This is a genomic window from Halomonas mongoliensis (genome assembly GCF_052496345.1).
In genome coordinates this window covers 2,734,957-2,749,185 of sequence record NZ_CP199288.1, presented here as the reverse complement: position 1 = coordinate 2,749,185, position 14,229 = coordinate 2,734,957, and the positions used below count along the sequence as shown (strand labels likewise).

22 protein-coding genes and 1 pseudogene are annotated in these 14,229 nt (G+C 58.6%); 9 read left to right on the top strand and 14 right to left on the bottom strand.

From position 1 onward, the window contains the following. Positions 1-20 precede the first annotated feature (20 nt). The gene (locus tag ACRYRV_RS12975; RefSeq protein ID WP_309635504.1) at positions 21-611 is read left to right on the top strand and encodes a helix-turn-helix domain-containing protein; all 591 of its coding nucleotides are present in this window, start codon (positions 21-23) and stop codon (positions 609-611) included. 5 nt (positions 612-616) lie between these two features. Here the strand turns inward: ACRYRV_RS12975 and ACRYRV_RS12970 are convergent, their stop codons facing one another. The 3 genes from ACRYRV_RS12970 to ACRYRV_RS12960 form a co-directional block, all read right to left on the bottom strand. Further along, entirely contained in the window at positions 617-1,204 is a 588-nt protein-coding gene (locus ACRYRV_RS12970; protein ID WP_253444170.1) for a hypothetical protein, read from the bottom strand. Between the two features lie 69 nt (positions 1,205-1,273). Beyond that, a complete protein-coding gene (locus tag ACRYRV_RS12965; RefSeq protein ID WP_444984869.1) occupies positions 1,274-1,660 on the bottom strand; it encodes a TraR/DksA family transcriptional regulator in 387 nt (128 codons plus the stop codon). 94 nt (positions 1,661-1,754) lie between these two features. After that, positions 1,755-1,994 carry a hypothetical protein gene (locus tag ACRYRV_RS12960; protein ID WP_444984870.1) on the bottom strand — a complete coding sequence of 80 codons (240 nt, stop codon included), beginning with the start codon at positions 1,992-1,994 and terminating at the stop codon, positions 1,755-1,757. Positions 1,995-2,364: 370 nt separating this feature from the next. On the opposite strand from ACRYRV_RS12960, the gene ACRYRV_RS12955 reads away from it, so the two are divergent. Together ACRYRV_RS12955 and ACRYRV_RS12950 are read left to right on the top strand one after the other, a co-directional pair. Further along, positions 2,365-2,622 (top strand): type II toxin-antitoxin system HicA family toxin, encoded by a 258-nt coding sequence (locus ACRYRV_RS12955; RefSeq protein ID WP_444984871.1) that lies wholly within the window; start codon positions 2,365-2,367, stop codon positions 2,620-2,622. Beyond that, positions 2,619-2,975, top strand: coding sequence for a type II toxin-antitoxin system HicB family antitoxin (locus ACRYRV_RS12950; RefSeq protein WP_444984872.1), 357 nt, complete (start codon positions 2,619-2,621; stop codon positions 2,973-2,975). Before ACRYRV_RS12955 ends, ACRYRV_RS12950 begins: the two co-directional genes overlap by 4 nt. Here ACRYRV_RS12950 and ACRYRV_RS12945 read toward each other — a convergent pair. Further along, positions 2,929-3,243, bottom strand: a complete 315-nt coding sequence (locus ACRYRV_RS12945; protein ID WP_444984873.1) for a hypothetical protein — start codon at positions 3,241-3,243, stop codon at positions 2,929-2,931. The genes ACRYRV_RS12950 and ACRYRV_RS12945 overlap by 47 nt on opposite strands. A gap of 230 nt (positions 3,244-3,473) precedes the next feature. Here ACRYRV_RS12945 and ACRYRV_RS12940 point away from each other — a divergent pair, with 230 nt between their 5' ends. Next, positions 3,474-4,553 carry a DNA cytosine methyltransferase gene (locus ACRYRV_RS12940; protein ID WP_444984874.1) on the top strand — a complete coding sequence of 360 codons (1,080 nt, stop codon included), beginning with the start codon at positions 3,474-3,476 and terminating at the stop codon, positions 4,551-4,553. Positions 4,554-4,626: 73 nt separating this feature from the next. On the opposite strand, the gene ACRYRV_RS12935 is transcribed toward ACRYRV_RS12940, so the two are convergent. The 8 genes and pseudogenes from ACRYRV_RS12935 to ACRYRV_RS12900 form a co-directional block, all read right to left on the bottom strand. Beyond that, the gene (locus ACRYRV_RS12935; protein WP_444984110.1) at positions 4,627-6,312 is read right to left on the bottom strand and encodes an IS1634 family transposase; all 1,686 of its coding nucleotides are present in this window, start codon (positions 6,310-6,312) and stop codon (positions 4,627-4,629) included. A 59-nt stretch (positions 6,313-6,371) separates the two neighbouring features. After that, positions 6,372-6,797 (bottom strand): very short patch repair endonuclease, encoded by a 426-nt coding sequence (locus tag ACRYRV_RS12930; RefSeq protein WP_445005895.1) that lies wholly within the window; start codon positions 6,795-6,797, stop codon positions 6,372-6,374. Positions 6,798-6,817: 20 nt separating this feature from the next. Further along, positions 6,818-7,549, bottom strand: coding sequence for an MAE_28990/MAE_18760 family HEPN-like nuclease (locus ACRYRV_RS12925; protein ID WP_444984876.1), 732 nt, complete (start codon positions 7,547-7,549; stop codon positions 6,818-6,820). Between the two features lie 3 nt (positions 7,550-7,552). After that, on the bottom strand, positions 7,553-8,740 hold the full coding sequence (locus ACRYRV_RS12920) for a DUF262 domain-containing protein (protein WP_444984877.1): 1,188 nt from the start codon (positions 8,738-8,740) through the stop codon (positions 7,553-7,555). Positions 8,741-8,897: 157 nt separating this feature from the next. Beyond that, complete coding sequence (locus ACRYRV_RS12915) at positions 8,898-9,452, bottom strand: hypothetical protein (protein WP_444984878.1); 555 nt, start codon at positions 9,450-9,452, stop codon at positions 8,898-8,900. Continuing rightward, the gene (locus ACRYRV_RS12910; protein ID WP_444984879.1) at positions 9,449-10,483 is read right to left on the bottom strand and encodes a hypothetical protein; all 1,035 of its coding nucleotides are present in this window, start codon (positions 10,481-10,483) and stop codon (positions 9,449-9,451) included. The genes ACRYRV_RS12915 and ACRYRV_RS12910 overlap by 4 nt, the downstream gene beginning before the upstream one ends. A 119-nt stretch (positions 10,484-10,602) precedes the next feature. After that, positions 10,603-11,079, bottom strand: coding sequence for a S24 family peptidase (locus ACRYRV_RS12905; RefSeq protein WP_444986282.1), 477 nt, complete (start codon positions 11,077-11,079; stop codon positions 10,603-10,605). A 57-nt stretch (positions 11,080-11,136) separates the two neighbouring features. Continuing rightward, positions 11,137-11,292: pseudogene (locus ACRYRV_RS12900) on the bottom strand (helix-turn-helix domain-containing protein); the annotation flags it as partial. 111 nt (positions 11,293-11,403) lie between these two features. Here ACRYRV_RS12900 and ACRYRV_RS12895 point away from each other — a divergent pair. Further along, positions 11,404-11,733: a hypothetical protein gene (locus ACRYRV_RS12895; RefSeq protein WP_444984880.1), complete on the top strand. Its 330-nt coding sequence runs from the start codon at positions 11,404-11,406 to the stop codon at positions 11,731-11,733. 90 nt (positions 11,734-11,823) lie between these two features. Here ACRYRV_RS12895 and ACRYRV_RS12890 read toward each other — a convergent pair whose 3' ends face one another. Then, complete coding sequence (locus tag ACRYRV_RS12890) at positions 11,824-12,129, bottom strand: hypothetical protein (protein ID WP_444984881.1); 306 nt, start codon at positions 12,127-12,129, stop codon at positions 11,824-11,826. 447 nt (positions 12,130-12,576) lie between these two features. On the opposite strand from ACRYRV_RS12890, the gene ACRYRV_RS12885 reads away from it, so the two are divergent. Genes ACRYRV_RS12885 through ACRYRV_RS12875 form a run of 3 tightly spaced genes read left to right on the top strand, consistent with a single transcriptional unit; the run spans position 12,577 to position 13,413 of the window. Next, complete coding sequence (locus ACRYRV_RS12885) at positions 12,577-12,834, top strand: type II toxin-antitoxin system HicA family toxin (protein ID WP_444984882.1); 258 nt, start codon at positions 12,577-12,579, stop codon at positions 12,832-12,834. Continuing rightward, complete coding sequence (locus ACRYRV_RS12880; RefSeq protein ID WP_444984883.1) at positions 12,831-13,187, top strand: type II toxin-antitoxin system HicB family antitoxin; 357 nt, start codon at positions 12,831-12,833, stop codon at positions 13,185-13,187. The genes ACRYRV_RS12885 and ACRYRV_RS12880 overlap by 4 nt, the downstream gene beginning before the upstream one ends. A gap of 37 nt (positions 13,188-13,224) precedes the next feature. Beyond that, a complete protein-coding gene (locus ACRYRV_RS12875; RefSeq protein WP_444984884.1) occupies positions 13,225-13,413 on the top strand; it encodes a hypothetical protein in 189 nt (62 codons plus the stop codon). A gap of 145 nt (positions 13,414-13,558) precedes the next feature. Here ACRYRV_RS12875 and ACRYRV_RS12870 read toward each other — a convergent pair whose 3' ends face one another. Further along, positions 13,559-14,038, bottom strand: coding sequence for an Arc family DNA-binding protein (locus tag ACRYRV_RS12870; RefSeq protein ID WP_444984886.1), 480 nt, complete (start codon positions 14,036-14,038; stop codon positions 13,559-13,561). On the opposite strand from ACRYRV_RS12870, the gene ACRYRV_RS12865 reads away from it, so the two are divergent. Beyond that, entirely contained in the window at positions 14,038-14,199 is a 162-nt protein-coding gene (locus ACRYRV_RS12865; protein ID WP_444984887.1) for a ribbon-helix-helix protein, CopG family, read from the top strand. The two genes, ACRYRV_RS12870 and ACRYRV_RS12865, sit on opposite strands and share 1 nt — an antisense overlap. Positions 14,200-14,229: the final 30 nt, after the last annotated feature.

Below are 14,229 nucleotides of genomic sequence, written 5' to 3'. Positions count from 1 at the left end.
TGCATCGACAGGACGGAGAGATGGATTCACTAGGCCCGCGTATCAAGGAACTCCGCCTGGAGGCCAACCTCAACAAGGCCGCCCTGGCCCGTAAGGTCGGCGTCTCCGACGTGACCATCTCCTACTGGGAGTCAGGCGCCATCCGACAGATCGGCCACGAGAGGCTGGTCGCCCTGGCTCAGGCCCTGGGCTGTTCGCTTTCGCGGCTGCTGGAGGGCGACGGCGTCAGTCGAGCCGCTCCGCTCTACCTGCACAGTCAGCCCCCTGCCCCCTGGCAGGACCCCGCCGCCGGGCGCATCGAACTGCCCTTCGAGCTGGTTCCCGCCCAGCAGTGGGAGGGAGAGTGCTACCTGCTGACCCCCGCTCCCGGTGAGCGCTTCGACTTCCTGACCGAGGGCGATCTGATCGCCGTGGCGCCGACCGAGCTCTTCCAGCAGACCGGCCTCTATCTGGTGGAGCGGGAGGGCCAGCACTGCATCCGCCGCGTTACCCAGGCAGAGGATGGCAAGCTGTGGTTCAGCGCTGAGCAGGAGGCCACAGCGGAGGAGCACAGGCCCGCCATTCGCCTGCTTGGCAAGCTGGTGGGGCGCTGGCAGCCAGCGCCCTTCTGAGCCTCCTACTCGACGCCCAGCACCTCGACGCGATCATCGGTGCGGCGAGGCTCGCTGCCGACCAGGAAGCGCCGCGAGGTGCTGGCGACCTGTCCCAGACCATGGCGTGAAGTGCCCACCAGCGGCCCACTGAGGTGCTCGCCCTGCTCCCCGATGCGGCGCCGGACCTCCAGCGGCTGGACGCTGGCCTCCGGCAGATTGACGGTGATGGTGTAGCCGCCATCCGGCATGCCGCTGCCCGGGCCGAGGGGACCTGCCTCGAAGCGGCCGTTGGCCAGGACCGTGCGCTGCTGCCAGCGAACGCCGCTCAGCTCACGCTCGACCACGATCTGCAGCCTGGCCCCCTCGGGCAGGTTACTCTCTCCCGCCACCATCAGGCGTCGGTCACCGGTCAGGGTGGCAGCAAAGTCGATCGCCACCGGTTCGGCGAAGGGCTCGACCGCAGGCTCCTCCGGCTCCGGAGCCGATGCCTGTTCGACACTCTCGGCCTCTTCCAGCCCGGCCGTAGGCTCGGCACCGGTGTCGTCCCCGCTGCATCCGGCCAGCAGCACCAGCACCGCCGCCAGGCCGCACCATCGATAGCACGCCTTCATGCATGACCTCCCAAGCGATAAGTCCTGCCCCCAGGCTACCACCGGGCCGGGTCACGCGTCCCGGCAAAGTCACCTCGGGTCGGCGCACTCGCGGCAGAGAGTGGTGAACGGCACCGCCGCCAGCCGCTCGGGGCCAATCGGCTCCTCGCAGACCTGGCAGATATCGCCCTCGCCGGCCTCGATCCTTGCCAGGGCCTGCATGACCTGGCGGAGCTCCTCCTCGGCGTCGCGCTCCAGGGCATCGACCACCTCATCGTTTTGGAGCTCGATGGCCTGCTCCTCCATGTTCTTGTCCAGCGGGCCTGCGCGCTGCTCCTTGTGCCCCCGATAGCGTTCGATTCGCTCGACCAGCTCGTCCCTGAGGGTCTCGAGTCGCTGCTTGCGCTCCATCATGGTGCTGCCTCCCGTCTCCAGGCGTACCGGTGTGGCATCGCCCTGCCCTTCTTCATAGCACATGCCGGCCGTACCACGACCCGGCAGCGAGGCTTTTCCGCTTGAATCCCCCTTGATGCCGGTCCAGGCGGATCGAAGAGACGCTCGGGACTGGCCGTCAGGTCATGTCGAGAGCCGCATAGCCCTCCTCGGTCAGCGTCAGGGTTTCCCCTTCTGCCCGGCCGGCATGGGGCGTCACCGTGATCAGTCCCATCTCCTCCAGGATCGCGATGTCGTCGTGAAGCGCCGGCAGCAGGGTGTCCTCATCGGAATGGCCAAAGGGAGAGGAGAGCACCCCACCGTGCTGCAGCACGCGAGCCAGCAGTTCCAGCTGATGGTCGGTCAGGTCATATGACATGGCGATCTCCCTGTAGCGAACATTGCATGAGGGTTGCTGAGGGGACTTGCCGCGATGCCGGCAGGAGTCGCGTGGAAACCCTCACCATCACCCACAAGGTACATTACCTCCTCCGCCCTTGCCGCCAAGTGCGGCAACCCGCGATCTGGACTGGTAGAATGACCGCCTCCCCGAACAACCCCGTGATGCCTGATGCCCCAGCTCGACCGCACCTTCTCCGTCGCGCCGAGGTGGGATTGGAACCCACACCAGCAATGAAGGGCACTCCAGCGAGGCAGTCGCAAATTTGCAGCAGGGCGGAGCGGTTTTGCCTTTCTCCCTCTCCTCCGGAACCTTGCCGAGTGATATCACTCGAAGCTATCATCCCGGCATGAAAACCAAGCACCGCAAGACCCTGGCGGCCATCTACCGCCACCCAACGGCCAGCGGGGTCGTGTTCGCCGATGTCGAGTCGCTGATCGTCACCCTGGGCGGTGAAGTGCGCGAAGGCGACGGGTCGCGTGTCGCCTTCGAGCTGGGCGCCGGCGGCCGGCTCTATCTGCACCGGCCGCACCCCGGCAAGGAGGCCAAGAAGTATCAGGTCGAGGATGTGCGGGCCTGGTTGGAAGAGAGAGGAATCAGACCATGACCAACGTGATCAAGTACCAGGGCTATGCCGCCCATATCGAGTTCGACGCCGAGGACGAGGTGTTCGTCGGCCATGTGCTGGGGATCGCCGACCGGATCAGCTTCCACGGCGAGAGCGTCGCCGAGCTGACCGACGCCTTCCACGCGGCTATCGATCACTACCTGGAGGACTGCCGGGCCACCGGCCGCGACCCGCTGAAGCCCGCCTCCGGCCGGGTGCTGCTGCGCATCCCGCCCGAGGTGCACGCCGCGGCCAACGTCGCCGCGCAGGCATCCGGCAAGAGCCTGAACCAGTGGGCCGCCGACGCTATCGCCCGCGCCGCCGCCGAGAGCGGCTTACAGCCCGGGCACTGACCGGCAGCAGCCGGTTCTGCCCACCAATCCGGTGCGTGGTGAACAGCCGCTGCTCCCCGGCCTGCTCCACCACCACTAGGTCGGCATGGCCCGGCGCCCGCGCCTCGTCCACCACCAGCAGGTCGCCCTTGATCACCGGGCCGCTCACCCCAGCCTCGTCACCTACCTCCACCAGGAAGCAGCTCGGCGAAAACTGGCTCAGGTCGTAGCCAGCCAGCGCCGGGTGCTGAATGCCCACGCACAGCGGGCCCAAGTAGTTCACACGCATCCCCTTGCCTCGTTCTCCCAGGTTCTTACCCGACCTCAAGCTTCCATTAGCATTTGCCTGATGCCGGCCCTGCCGAGAATACTGTATAAAAAAACAGAGCCAGACAAGCAGCAATGTGATGCGATGTGGCTCTGATGTCTTCCAACCACCTAACCGATTCGTTGGCAAAACCCCCTGATGACAAAGGCGAAAGCGTATAGAATGGCGAACATGTTGGGAGAACTGCATACATGATCGAAGCCGTTGACCTTTTCTGTGGGGCCGGAGGGCTGACCGCTGGCCTGCGCCAGGCCAAAATCGATGTCCGTGCAGGGTACGACATCGAGTCCGCATGCAGCTTCGCCTATGAGTCGAATAACGGTGCGGTCTTCGTTGAGGCGGACATCTCCAAGGTCGACCCAGCCGAGATCGCTGGCTGGTACCAGAGGCCCGGTGCTTACCGCCTCCTCGCCGGCTGCGCGCCCTGCCAGCCCTTCTCGACCTACAACTTGGGGCGGGACACCACTAAGGACGACAAGTGGCCCTTGATGGGCGCTTTCGCAGACCTGATCAAAGCCATCCGTCCTGAACTAGTGACCATGGAGAACGTCCCGGACGTCACCAAGCACTCTATCTACCATGACTTTTTGAAGACGCTAGCGAACGAGGGCTATCACGTTGCTGCAGGTCCCGTGGCCTGCGTGGACTATGGTCTCCCCCAGTTACGCCGGCGCCACGTCCTGCTGGCTTCCAGGCTCGGTCCGATCGCATTGATACCACCAACTCACCTGATGCGCCCGGTGACCGTGAGAGACGCGATCGGTAACCTGCCTCCTGTTGGGTCGGGAGAGTGCCACCCGGACGACCCGCTGCACAAAGCACCAAAGCTGAACGAGCTGAATATGCGACGGATCCGGGCCTCCACACCTGGTGGCAGCTGGAAGGACTGGCCCAACGAGCTCATCACCGGCTGCCACAAACGCAGCTCAGGTCGCTCCTATCCCAGCGTCTATGGCCGCATGGAGTGGAATGAGCCAAGCCCCACGATGACCACGCTTTGCTATGGCTATGGGAATGGACGCTTCGGTCACCCCGAGCAGGACCGCGCCATCACGTTGCGCGAAGCGGCCATGCTGCAATCCTTCCCCCGTGACTATCTCTTCGTCGAGCCAGGCAAGCCGGTACATTTCAGGACCGTTGGGCGGATGATCGGCAATGCGGTTCCCGCCAGACTGGGAGAAGTGATCGGCGAAAGCTTCATGCGCCACGTCGAGGAAATCATGGGTCAGGCAGAAGATCGAACTCCTGCCGCAGCCGCACTTCCAGCGTGACCGGATCCCCCGAGTTCGACAGATAGAAGCGTAAGCCACTGATTAGCCTGGAAACGCGTTTTCAAAATTGGCACTACAAGCGAGATGCAGTCGGCGCCGGTAGTCCAATGGCCTCGAAGAGATCGCGTTGTTCAGGCTTCAGTTTGGTCAGGCCGCTCGCCGTCTCGCGACGGTGAAGCAGGACCTGGTGGAATTGGATCTTGCGGGCAATCTCCAGTGCCCGCGTCGGCGACAGTGAGTGATCGCTGGCCTTCAACCGTATCCGGAGCACCCGGTAAAGCACCAGGGCGAGGAAGCAGATCAGCGCATGGGCACGGATGCGATCCGGCAGCCGGTGATAGACCGGCGCGATCTCGATGTCGCTCTTCAGCACCCGGAAGCCGCGCTCGATGTCTGCCAGCGCCCGGTAGCGCTCCACGATCTCCTTCGGGTCGTGGTCGGCCATGTTGGTGACCAACAGCAGCTTGCCGTCCATCACCCTGGCGCGATCGAGCGCGCGCTGATCCAGGACATAGTTGAACGTCTCGGCGGTCAGATCGACCTTTAGGATATGCCCGAGGTGAGCGTCGGTGACGGCCTTGTAGAACCTGGCGGTGACGCCGGCATCGGAGAGCTTTCTGCCGCGGTAGCGACGCCCAGCATCTTGGTTGTCCAGCTTCTCGAACCACTGGCGTGCATCGGCCTGCAGCGCCTCGATCTTCTGATCACGTGCCGCCGTCTGCGCCTTGGCGACCTCCGGCCGGTGCGCCACGATCAGCCGATGATCCTGCCATGTCATCTCGCCGTAGGCTTCGTGTTCGGCGTCGACATCCTGGCAGTGCGCTTGATGAAACGCCTTCAGCAGCGCATCGAATTCGCCATAACGGCGGCCCGGCACCGCCAGAATGAATTCCAGAGGGCGATCCTCGATACGCACGGCGGACAGAGCAGCCAGATTGTCCAGCGAGAGCAGGCCACGGTCGGCGACCAGTACGACTCGCCGCACATTGAAGCGCTTGACCACCGTCTCGATGGTCGGCAGCAACGTGCGGGTTTCCGCGACATTGCCATCGAAGACTTCGTGGTGAATGGGTAAGCCTTCCGCCGTCTGCACGACACCGAGCATGAACTGGCGGGCGATGCCGCCCTCCTTCGAGGGACCGTATTGACGGACATCACCGTCGAGTGAGGTACTGCCTTCTGCCCGAATTGTGGTGAGGTCGTAGAAGACGATCGAGAGTTCCTGGTCGATCAGTGGCTTGAGCTGCTGTGCCAGAACGTCATTGAGGGCTTCGCTACAGTCCGACAGGGTATCCATGGTGCGCAGCAGATGCTGGTGACTGATCGAGGCCGTGTCGACGTCGGGCACCAGTACATCTTCCAGCCAGCGCAGCACCCCGAGCTTGGATTCCGGATCACATAGCCGATTGAACACCATGACCCGCAGCAGCCGCTCGGCATCGAACTGGCGCTTGCTACGCAAGACACGCCGGAAGGCGTCATCCAGGCCGAGCTCTTTCCAGAGTGACGTCAGCAGCCAAGTATCACCCACGGAGCGCGCCGGCGCGAAGTCGGTCTCGCCGGTGCCTTCCTCGAGTGTTGGCTGGCCGGTGACGCGCAGCAGGCCGTTGATCAGCGCGCTGGATTCCCCGGCCGTGACGGCCTCAAGACGTCCCAGCGTCGCGATCACGCGTTGGCGCGGCTTGCCGGCCTCGTCGCGATAGGACTCGACGAGCTTCACATAGCGGCGAGGGCCGGATTTGGTGACTTTGACGAACATGTCACCACGATAGACCGGTCAATCCATGCCTGGCAAGGTGCCAAGAGAAAAACGTGTCACTACAAAGAATTCGGCCAGAAATGGCTAAGTCTCTGAATTCCCATGCCATGAGTGCCGATTTCAGGCCAAAATCGAGCTGGAAGTGTCGAACTCGGGGGATCCCGCGTCTCGCATTCCCATACGATCAATACCCGCCAACCCAAAGCGCGCAAGGCCTCGGCCTGGCGCGCGTCGCGTTCCACGTTGGCCTTGAATTTAGGCAACCAGTAGTCCCTATTCGTTTTGGGCGTGGTGGCATGCTTGCACCCTGGGTGACGATGCCAGTAGCAACCATGCACGAAGATGGCCGTGGAATGCCTCCTGAGCACGATATCTGGCGAGCCAGGTAGTCTTTTGACATGCAAACGAAACCGGAGTCCCAGACGGAAAAGAAGTCGGCGCACGATGACCTCGGGCGCCGTATCCTTTTGCCGAACAGCTCGCATCCGGTGGTTCACCTCCTTGCTTATGCCACCTCTTGATCTTTGGCCGAGTAGTCGCGATTTTTGATGTACTGCCTGACGGAGCGTAATACCGCACGAAGATAAAGTATGGTCTGGTCGGCAACCGTCACCAGGTGCTCGGGAGGTGTCTCGCGACCACACCTCTCGAAGGAGATGGAGCCATGTGCCAAGTCGTTGCGCTTGTGCTTCACCTCGAGAACCAAGTCGCCGATCATGCGTCCTCCAAGCTTGGGATCGGGAACAGCGAACCCATACCGCTTGGAGATCGCGCGAATCTCTCTGCAGTCAATGTTTCCGTTGAAGAGCTTCTCCTTCTCGTACCCCATCTTGACCATGGCGACCTGAATGGGGTGAGTGGTATCTACCTTCTTGCTACTGGAGATCGCCCTCTGGAAATGCGTGAGGGTGATATCTTTCATCTTATCGTTCAGCTGGTTGAACTCAACCCCGTGGACCTCGATCGCTTTGTGGATCGAATCAATGGCATTGGAAAGTGTCGACTCTACCAGGTTGTACAGCAGCAGATAGCCGCTCGCACGAATGGTCTTGGTTAACTCACGATCGAGCTCGAAGTCTTTGATGACCTGCATCTCGCCTGGTGATCCATAAGCTAGACCCGATGCCTTTGAAGAAGCCATCACCTGTATGAACTGCGTATAGCGCTTGACCTCTTTCGACCTTTCCCTGAAGTCGCCGTAGAGATCCTGAAGGATGTATTCGATCTCCTGTTCCATGGATCACCCATTCAGCAGTGCTAGCTTCACAAAATCAATTCGTGCATTAACCTTCGGGCGAGAGTTACTCGCGTCAGAGGTGGTCAGTTCCACGAACTCACTTTCAGGATCATAAGCCCATTCGGTACTGGTGATCGTCAAGTCAGGATTTTCTCGTAGCGCTTCCGCCACGCCAACCGATAGGGCCTCGAAACGAATCCTCGGAACCGACATGTTCCGTTCGTTTTTCTTGAAACCGTGCTGGAAGTTGTCACGCACAAAACCCAACATGCGGCGGAACTCCTCGCGATACTCTTCAGGATCGAAATCGGCCACATTCATATTATCCAAGTACTGATCGAGAAACTCATCGACGGAGTGAACAAAGCGCGAACGATCATTGGCATAGGCAAAGAAGCGCAGCACGAATTCATCATACTCCCGCCTAATCACCTTACTCTTACTAATTGGACAAAGCTGATGCAACAAGGGATCTTGGGCCAACTCCTTGACAATCTCAAAGAACTTGCCATCCCGAACGCCGTAACGTTTTTCAGAATCAGTGAGCTGCGTACCACCCGTATTTAGGCGGTTGAAGAGCTCTCGGCGCGACTGTTCATTCATCGACAACAGCTCGATGGTACGCAACGTCTTGCGCATGAATCGCCGCTGCGTCGGCCGGGAGAGATCTTTGAACCGGAATCCATTCAACTTCGTTACAGTCTTCAGATTCGAAAGCTCGAGTTCGTTGCTGACGAATCGAGCAATGGTTCTCACCCGCTGGCTGCCATCGATGATCTCAACCAAGCTTTCGTCACCCGTATCGCTGACGTATAAATAGGGAATGGGAAGGTTTAGGAACAACGACTCAATGAATTCGCTCTGCTGTTTTTCCTTCCATACGTGCCGACGCTGATAGGAGGGAATGAACCACTCGGTCATTCCTTCTTCATCCTCAATGGAATATTTATTGTATACGACCTCTATCGGAAACTCCCGAATATCATAATCGTATCGCTTGTAGAACTCATCAATCTGCTCATCGACCTCAGCGAGCTGATCCTTAGAAAACCTGGCGAACATTTCGCCCTGAGTGGGATTCGTCATATCGTTATCTTTCCTTTCCTGCTTGGAAATCCATCCTTCATTCCACTTTTCTCGCACTATGCACTCTAGCAGCACTACCCTACTGAGATCATCGCGGCGCGTCATCGTTAGTATGGCGCTCCGTGGTGATCCAGGTGCTCGGCGCTACGTTGTAGCGTGGTGTCTGCTGGCCTATCTCCTCCAACGGCAAGCGTAGCGCCTGGGAGAGCTTGGGATAGAGACTATATAGCGCGAAACGACCGCACACCTTTACCCCTCCCTCTCAATCATCATCACCCCCATCTTCGTCAGCATCTTTAACAACTTTATTTTTTCGGTAAGAGTACAAATTGTCTTCGTTTAATTTTTGCTGACCAGAAGCTTCCTTCAGCAAAAGAGCAGGAACCAAAGTCACTAGAACCGTCCATATCTGCCAAAATGTCAAAACATAAAGAAGGCCAAAAGAAACCCTCCTTAGAGTTTCTGCATGCGAAACAAAAAAATCTATTTGCTTTAACAAAGGGGCCAAAACCCCCAATAGAAGAATTATACAAAGAATGATTGTCGAGTGAACAATGGGAGAAAAAAGCTTACCTATGCCCTCACTCGCCGAAATTGCAAGCGGAGCTGAGGGGTTTAAATACCCCCTCATCCTTTCCGGATAAATAATTGCAAACCATGCACCTACAACAGCAAATATTATCGCAGCTGTATTTCGCAACGCCTCAAACAAAGGCCATTGTTCAGAAAATCTAACATTCTCCCCAAACGCCCAGCCGATAAAAAAGAAAAGCACAAGAATAGCCATGGAGAAAAAGCTAAATAATGGAACCTTCATAATATACTCGTAATGGTTGGCTTTTTATTAGAAAGTGCATCTAGCAAACTACCCCCGTCAACAACCTCCGCATTGACCCGAGTCACATCGAGGTCAAACTTATCCCTAGCAAGCGAGCTACTAAGCCAATAAGTCTTATTCATTTCACCTTGCAGCTGAAACCCATAATCGTCCCACTCAGCACGGCTATGGTTATTGGTTTTATTCCAATCATCAATAATAGCATTGAGGTCAGAATAATTGAGATGCAGCGGCATTTCATAGCTAATACTAACTGGATTAACTGGGAGCGTGTAATTGATCTTTTTAGCTCTCTTGACTAAACCAACGAGCTTGTCCATAACATCTTTTTGCTGTTGGTTTTTCATTTCAAGAGTGGTTCTTCTTATCACTCTTTCAATTTTAGCATGGTTGCTAAGAACGTGCTGAATATCCCCAGGCTTACGAACAACACTAGATTTAAATTTGGAATGGAGCTTATCATGCTCCACTCCTGAGCCATCAACATACTTAACTACTTTAAACCCACCTTTTTTCGAAGAAAAAGTGACGTACTTAGATATCGGATCAAGGTAACCCTCCACATATTTTTGCAGCTCTTTTCTTCCCACCAATGAATGCTGGAACTGGACAGAAGCAAAAACTGAAAGAGATGGCACAAACCAAAAGTAAGTTGCAAAGCCAGGAATGGTTCCACGCTTGAGTGGATTCATTGTAACAGAAACCGAACCTACGCTGGAATTAGGGTCGACGGAAGCCACGGAACCTTGTGTTGAAGGGACTTCATTCCATATTGTAATCAAATATGTTCCGCCCTTCTTCCTAATATCGAATAAATAAGAAGGCATTAATTGAGAACTGGAAGAAACCTGATAGGTGACAGTTTGCGCCAAGTCTTTTCCGCCAGACCAAGACATTAAATCATCGAGAGCATCAGCAACATCTCCGACCACTGGGGTTGTGTCGCCATGTTTATAAAGCCCAAATTGATCGATATTAAAAAAAGTAATTCTTGCTTTTTCAACCGGCATCCCTTCCCCCTCAGATCAACTTTATACAGCTACATATCCACCATTTACTATCAAAGCAAAACCAGCCTCAACAGACCTTTAATATCGCCTATTATTTATAATTAAAAATATGGGATTATTCACACAACCCTTCCAATCCTCACCTCACACCGCCCCAGGATCTCCACCTCTCCCATCTGCTCGGGCGTGATCATCTCGGGCTTGTAGTGCTCGTTATCGCTGATCAGGTACAGCGCACCGCCAGCCAGGCGCTGCACGCGCTTGATGCGCCGCTCGCCGCTCACCCATAGCAGGAATACCCCCTCGCGCCGTGGGTCGCGGTTGGCCAGGTCCACCAGCACCCAGTCGCCATCGGCGAGCGTGCCCTCCATGGAATCCCCGCGCACCTTCACGCCGGCCACCTGCCCGGGTGAGATCCCCAGGGCCGCCAGCTGCGCCTCGGGGAAGTACAGCTGCCCTTCTACCTGCTCGCCCTCGAGCGAGCGGCCGGCGCCGGCCGCACCTTCTACGTCATAGAGCTTCACCTCGGCCAGGCCGGGCCCTGGGCTATTGGCCGCGGCAACCGGGGCGCCATCGGCCACTCGCTGGGCGGTCACGCCGGCCTCTAGGCCGCGTCGGCCTGTCAGCACATAGCTCACATCGACACCCGCAGCATCTAGTGCTGCCAGGTAGTCCGCTTTGGGGCTGCGCTGATCAGTCTCGTACAGCCGCTGCGTGTTCTTTGTCACGCCGGCTATGTCACCTACCTCTGTCTGCGTCAGGCCAAGCCGATCGCGCTCTTCTCGCAATCTAGATCCAATCGAATCCATATAGGTCTCATCCGCCCTTGACAGGCGATTCATTTGATTCCATGCTTCGCTTCAATCGAATCCACAAAGCGATCATTGGCAATTCATAACGAGCCCATCAGGAGCCCTGCCATGACCGAAGACAGCGGACTCACCGCCTACCCGGTACCCCACGCGCTGTTGGACGGCAGCATCGTCATTGAATCCGACGAGGCGTTCGATGCCGTGATGGCGGCACTGTGGCCTCGGATTCCAGCCGACCGATCTGAAATTCGAGAAATCCTTGTGCTGCCGCTGATACACGCAGCTCAACGTAATCCGGGGGCTGGGCTGCCGCACCACTCTGGCCTGCCGCTGGCGGCTGACTGGGTTCGGAATGCAACGGGACCGTTAACACCAGTTCGCCTGTCGCCGCGTCGTAATCGTGAAGCAGCGGCATGTCCACATCAATCACCTGTTTGATTGCCATCGTCGCCTCGCCAATCCCTAAAGCACCACAAAGGAAGCCTAACCCATGAATACCGCTGAAACCATTCGTAACCCTGGCACCGCCTACTCGCGCGGCCCCAACGGCTGCAGCAAACGGTTGATGGTCGCCGGCTTGATGCCACTGCTCCGGCGCATCACCCCATGCTCGATGATCTGCTGGCTGGTCAGCTCGGTGATCTGCACCCGAGCGATCGGGAAGCGCTGCAACTGCTCGATCGTCGCCCGCTTTGAGCGGCCGGCGTCCTGGGCGAACTCGTGCAGGTAGCGCTCCATGGCATTGTCCAGGGTCACCCCCCGCCACTGCGCCGACAGGATCCCGCCCGGGGCGCTGAGCTCGAGCTCGCGGCGCTTGGCCCACTCCTCGGCCATGGCCTTCCTGGGGAACGTCCGCGACTCCGAGTGGTCTGGTTGGCCACGCCGCGCAATGCGGATCTGGACCAGGTATGAGAAACTGCCGTCCTTCTTCCGACGCTTCCGGATCGTCGCCACGCGAGCCCCTCCGATGTACCAAATCGCCATGGCCCCGTGTGCCAAAAATGTACCAAGCAATGGCGAAAAACGGGGCTCTACTACTGTAAATATGTACAGTTATGACAGACAAGGCAACCGCCACAACCCGTATGGATACTGACACCCCGCGCCCTGCACTCGACAGGACTTTCTCCGTCGCGCCGATGATGGATTGGAAGTCATGCCAGCAATAATGGGCATCACAGCCAACCTGTAGCAAATTTGCAGCAGGGCGAAGCGGTTTTCGCCCTCCTCCTCTCTTCCGGAACCTTGCCGAGTGATATCACTCAAAGCTATCATCCTGGCATGAAAACCAAGCATCGGAAGACCCTAGCGGCCATCTACCGCCACCCCACGGCCAGCGGGATCGTGTTCGCCGATATCGAGTCGCTGATCGTCACCCTGGGTGGCGAGGTGCGCGAAGGTGATGGCTCGCGTGTCGCCTTCGAGCTGGGCGACGGCGGCCGGCTCTACCTGCACCGGCCGCACCCTGGCAAGGAAGCCAAGAAATATCAGGTCGAGGATGTGCGGGCCTGGCTGGACGATAGAGGAATCAGACCATGACCAACGTGATCAAGTACCAGGGCTATGCCGCCCATATCGAGTTCGACGCCGAGGACGAGGTGTTCGTGGGCCATGTGCTGGGGATCGCTGACCGGATCAGCTTCCACGGCGAGAGCGTTGCCGAGCTGACCGACGCCTTCCACGTGGCCGTCGATCACTACCTGGAGGACTGCCGGGCCACCGGCCGCGAGCCACTCAAGCCAGCCTCCGGCCGGGTGCTGCTGCGCATCCCGCCCGAGGTGCACGCCGCGGCCAACGTCGCCGCGCAGGCATCCGGCAAGAGCCTGAACCAGTGGGCCGCCGACGCCATCGCCCGCGCCGCCGCCGAGAGCGGCCTACAGCCCAGCCACTGACCCGCCCGCCCGGGTCCGATGAAGCGAGGTGAAGGCAATGGTCCGTACCCTGGATCAACTGATAGCCCGAGAGAGCCCCGAGATCGTAGCCCGCGCCAAGGCCAAGGCCGCCGCGATGCTGCTGGAACTCGACCCGTCGGACGCTCGCTCTCCGGCCGGAGTGGCCAAGGAAGGCATGGCCGGCCCGATTGTCACCAAGCCGCCGCGCCGAGACCCAGGGCAATGACCTGAAGGCGGTGGCCGCCATCGCCCGCGCCGCCGCCGAGAGCGGCCTACAGCCCAGTCACTGAACCTGCCTACACCCTCCTCCCCTACGCAAAGCGCCGCCCAGCTGGGCGGCGCTTTTGCGTGGGCGCTGGAGGGTGGGCGGATCAGCAGTCTGTGATCCCCTCGCCATCTTCCCCTCGCTGCTCAGCAGCCTTGGCTTCCGCTTGTTGCTCAGCGGCTTTGTCTTCTGCTCGCTCAACCCCTTGAGCCTGATTCCGTGCGATGTGCAGGACTTCGCCCGCACGAAGCAGTGTATGGATCGCGCCATTTACAGAATCCACCAGGTCATCAAGATCGTTTGCACCAAGCGCCAACATCTCTGGGGGCAGCTTGTGCCCGTAGAGACTGCCCTCTTCAAACGTGCTTTCGAGTCGCGCAACCACCTCCGCCGTCATGGAGCGGTGATTCTCCTTTGCCGCCGCCTTGAGCTTGTCTTTCAGCGACTTGGGGAATTTCAGATTGGCCTGTACTTCTTCTTCAGTCTTCATGCCATGAAAAATGAAGCAAAATGCTGTTGCAGGCAATGAAGCCTTATGCTTCAATCCAAATGAAGCATTAAGCTTCAAGACATAGAGGAGGCCCAATGGCACAGCAGAACCCGCAATTCAATCTCCGCCTCGAGCCCGAGGTGAAAGCCTGGCTCGACGCCAAGGCCAAGGAGATGCGCTTGAGCCGCACCTGGCTCGTCAACAACGCCATCAAGGAGGCCATGCGCCATGACCAGCAGGCTACCGCCCAGAAATGACGAAGCCCCGGGTGCTGCAACACCCAGGGC

Coding starts and splice junctions, on each gene's coding strand:
- ACRYRV_RS12950 (WP_444984872.1), top strand. CDS start 2,619: ATGACCAACGTGATCAAGTACCAGGGCTATGCCGCCCATATCGAGTTC.
- ACRYRV_RS12880 (WP_444984883.1), top strand. CDS start 12,831: ATGACCAACGTGATCAAGTACCAGGGCTATGCCGCCCATATCGAGTTC.
- ACRYRV_RS12890 (WP_444984881.1), bottom strand. CDS start 12,129: ATGGCCGAGGAGTGGGCCAAGCGCCGCGAGCTCGAGCTCAGCGCCCCG.
- ACRYRV_RS12975 (WP_309635504.1), top strand. CDS start 21: ATGGATTCACTAGGCCCGCGTATCAAGGAACTCCGCCTGGAGGCCAAC.
- ACRYRV_RS12910 (WP_444984879.1), bottom strand. CDS start 10,483: ATGCCGGTTGAAAAAGCAAGAATTACTTTTTTTAATATCGATCAATTT.
- ACRYRV_RS12885 (WP_444984882.1), top strand. CDS start 12,577: ATGAAAACCAAGCATCGGAAGACCCTAGCGGCCATCTACCGCCACCCC.
- ACRYRV_RS12945 (WP_444984873.1), bottom strand. CDS start 3,243: ATGCGTGTGAACTACTTGGGCCCGCTGTGCGTGGGCATTCAGCACCCG.
- ACRYRV_RS12875 (WP_444984884.1), top strand. CDS start 13,225: ATGGTCCGTACCCTGGATCAACTGATAGCCCGAGAGAGCCCCGAGATC.
- ACRYRV_RS12970 (WP_253444170.1), bottom strand. CDS start 1,204: ATGAAGGCGTGCTATCGATGGTGCGGCCTGGCGGCGGTGCTGGTGCTG.
- ACRYRV_RS12965 (WP_444984869.1), bottom strand. CDS start 1,660: ATGTGCTATGAAGAAGGGCAGGGCGATGCCACACCGGTACGCCTGGAG.
- ACRYRV_RS12895 (WP_444984880.1), top strand. CDS start 11,404: ATGACCGAAGACAGCGGACTCACCGCCTACCCGGTACCCCACGCGCTG.
- ACRYRV_RS12915 (WP_444984878.1), bottom strand. CDS start 9,452: ATGAAGGTTCCATTATTTAGCTTTTTCTCCATGGCTATTCTTGTGCTT.
- ACRYRV_RS12935 (WP_444984110.1), bottom strand. CDS start 6,312: ATGTTCGTCAAAGTCACCAAATCCGGCCCTCGCCGCTATGTGAAGCTC.
- ACRYRV_RS12960 (WP_444984870.1), bottom strand. CDS start 1,994: ATGTCATATGACCTGACCGACCATCAGCTGGAACTGCTGGCTCGCGTG.
- ACRYRV_RS12925 (WP_444984876.1), bottom strand. CDS start 7,549: ATGGAACAGGAGATCGAATACATCCTTCAGGATCTCTACGGCGACTTC.
- ACRYRV_RS12955 (WP_444984871.1), top strand. CDS start 2,365: ATGAAAACCAAGCACCGCAAGACCCTGGCGGCCATCTACCGCCACCCA.
- ACRYRV_RS12865 (WP_444984887.1), top strand. CDS start 14,038: ATGGCACAGCAGAACCCGCAATTCAATCTCCGCCTCGAGCCCGAGGTG.
- ACRYRV_RS12930 (WP_445005895.1), bottom strand. CDS start 6,797: ATGCGAGCTGTTCGGCAAAAGGATACGGCGCCCGAGGTCATCGTGCGC.
- ACRYRV_RS12940 (WP_444984874.1), top strand. CDS start 3,474: ATGATCGAAGCCGTTGACCTTTTCTGTGGGGCCGGAGGGCTGACCGCT.
- ACRYRV_RS12920 (WP_444984877.1), bottom strand. CDS start 8,740: ATGACGCGCCGCGATGATCTCAGTAGGGTAGTGCTGCTAGAGTGCATA.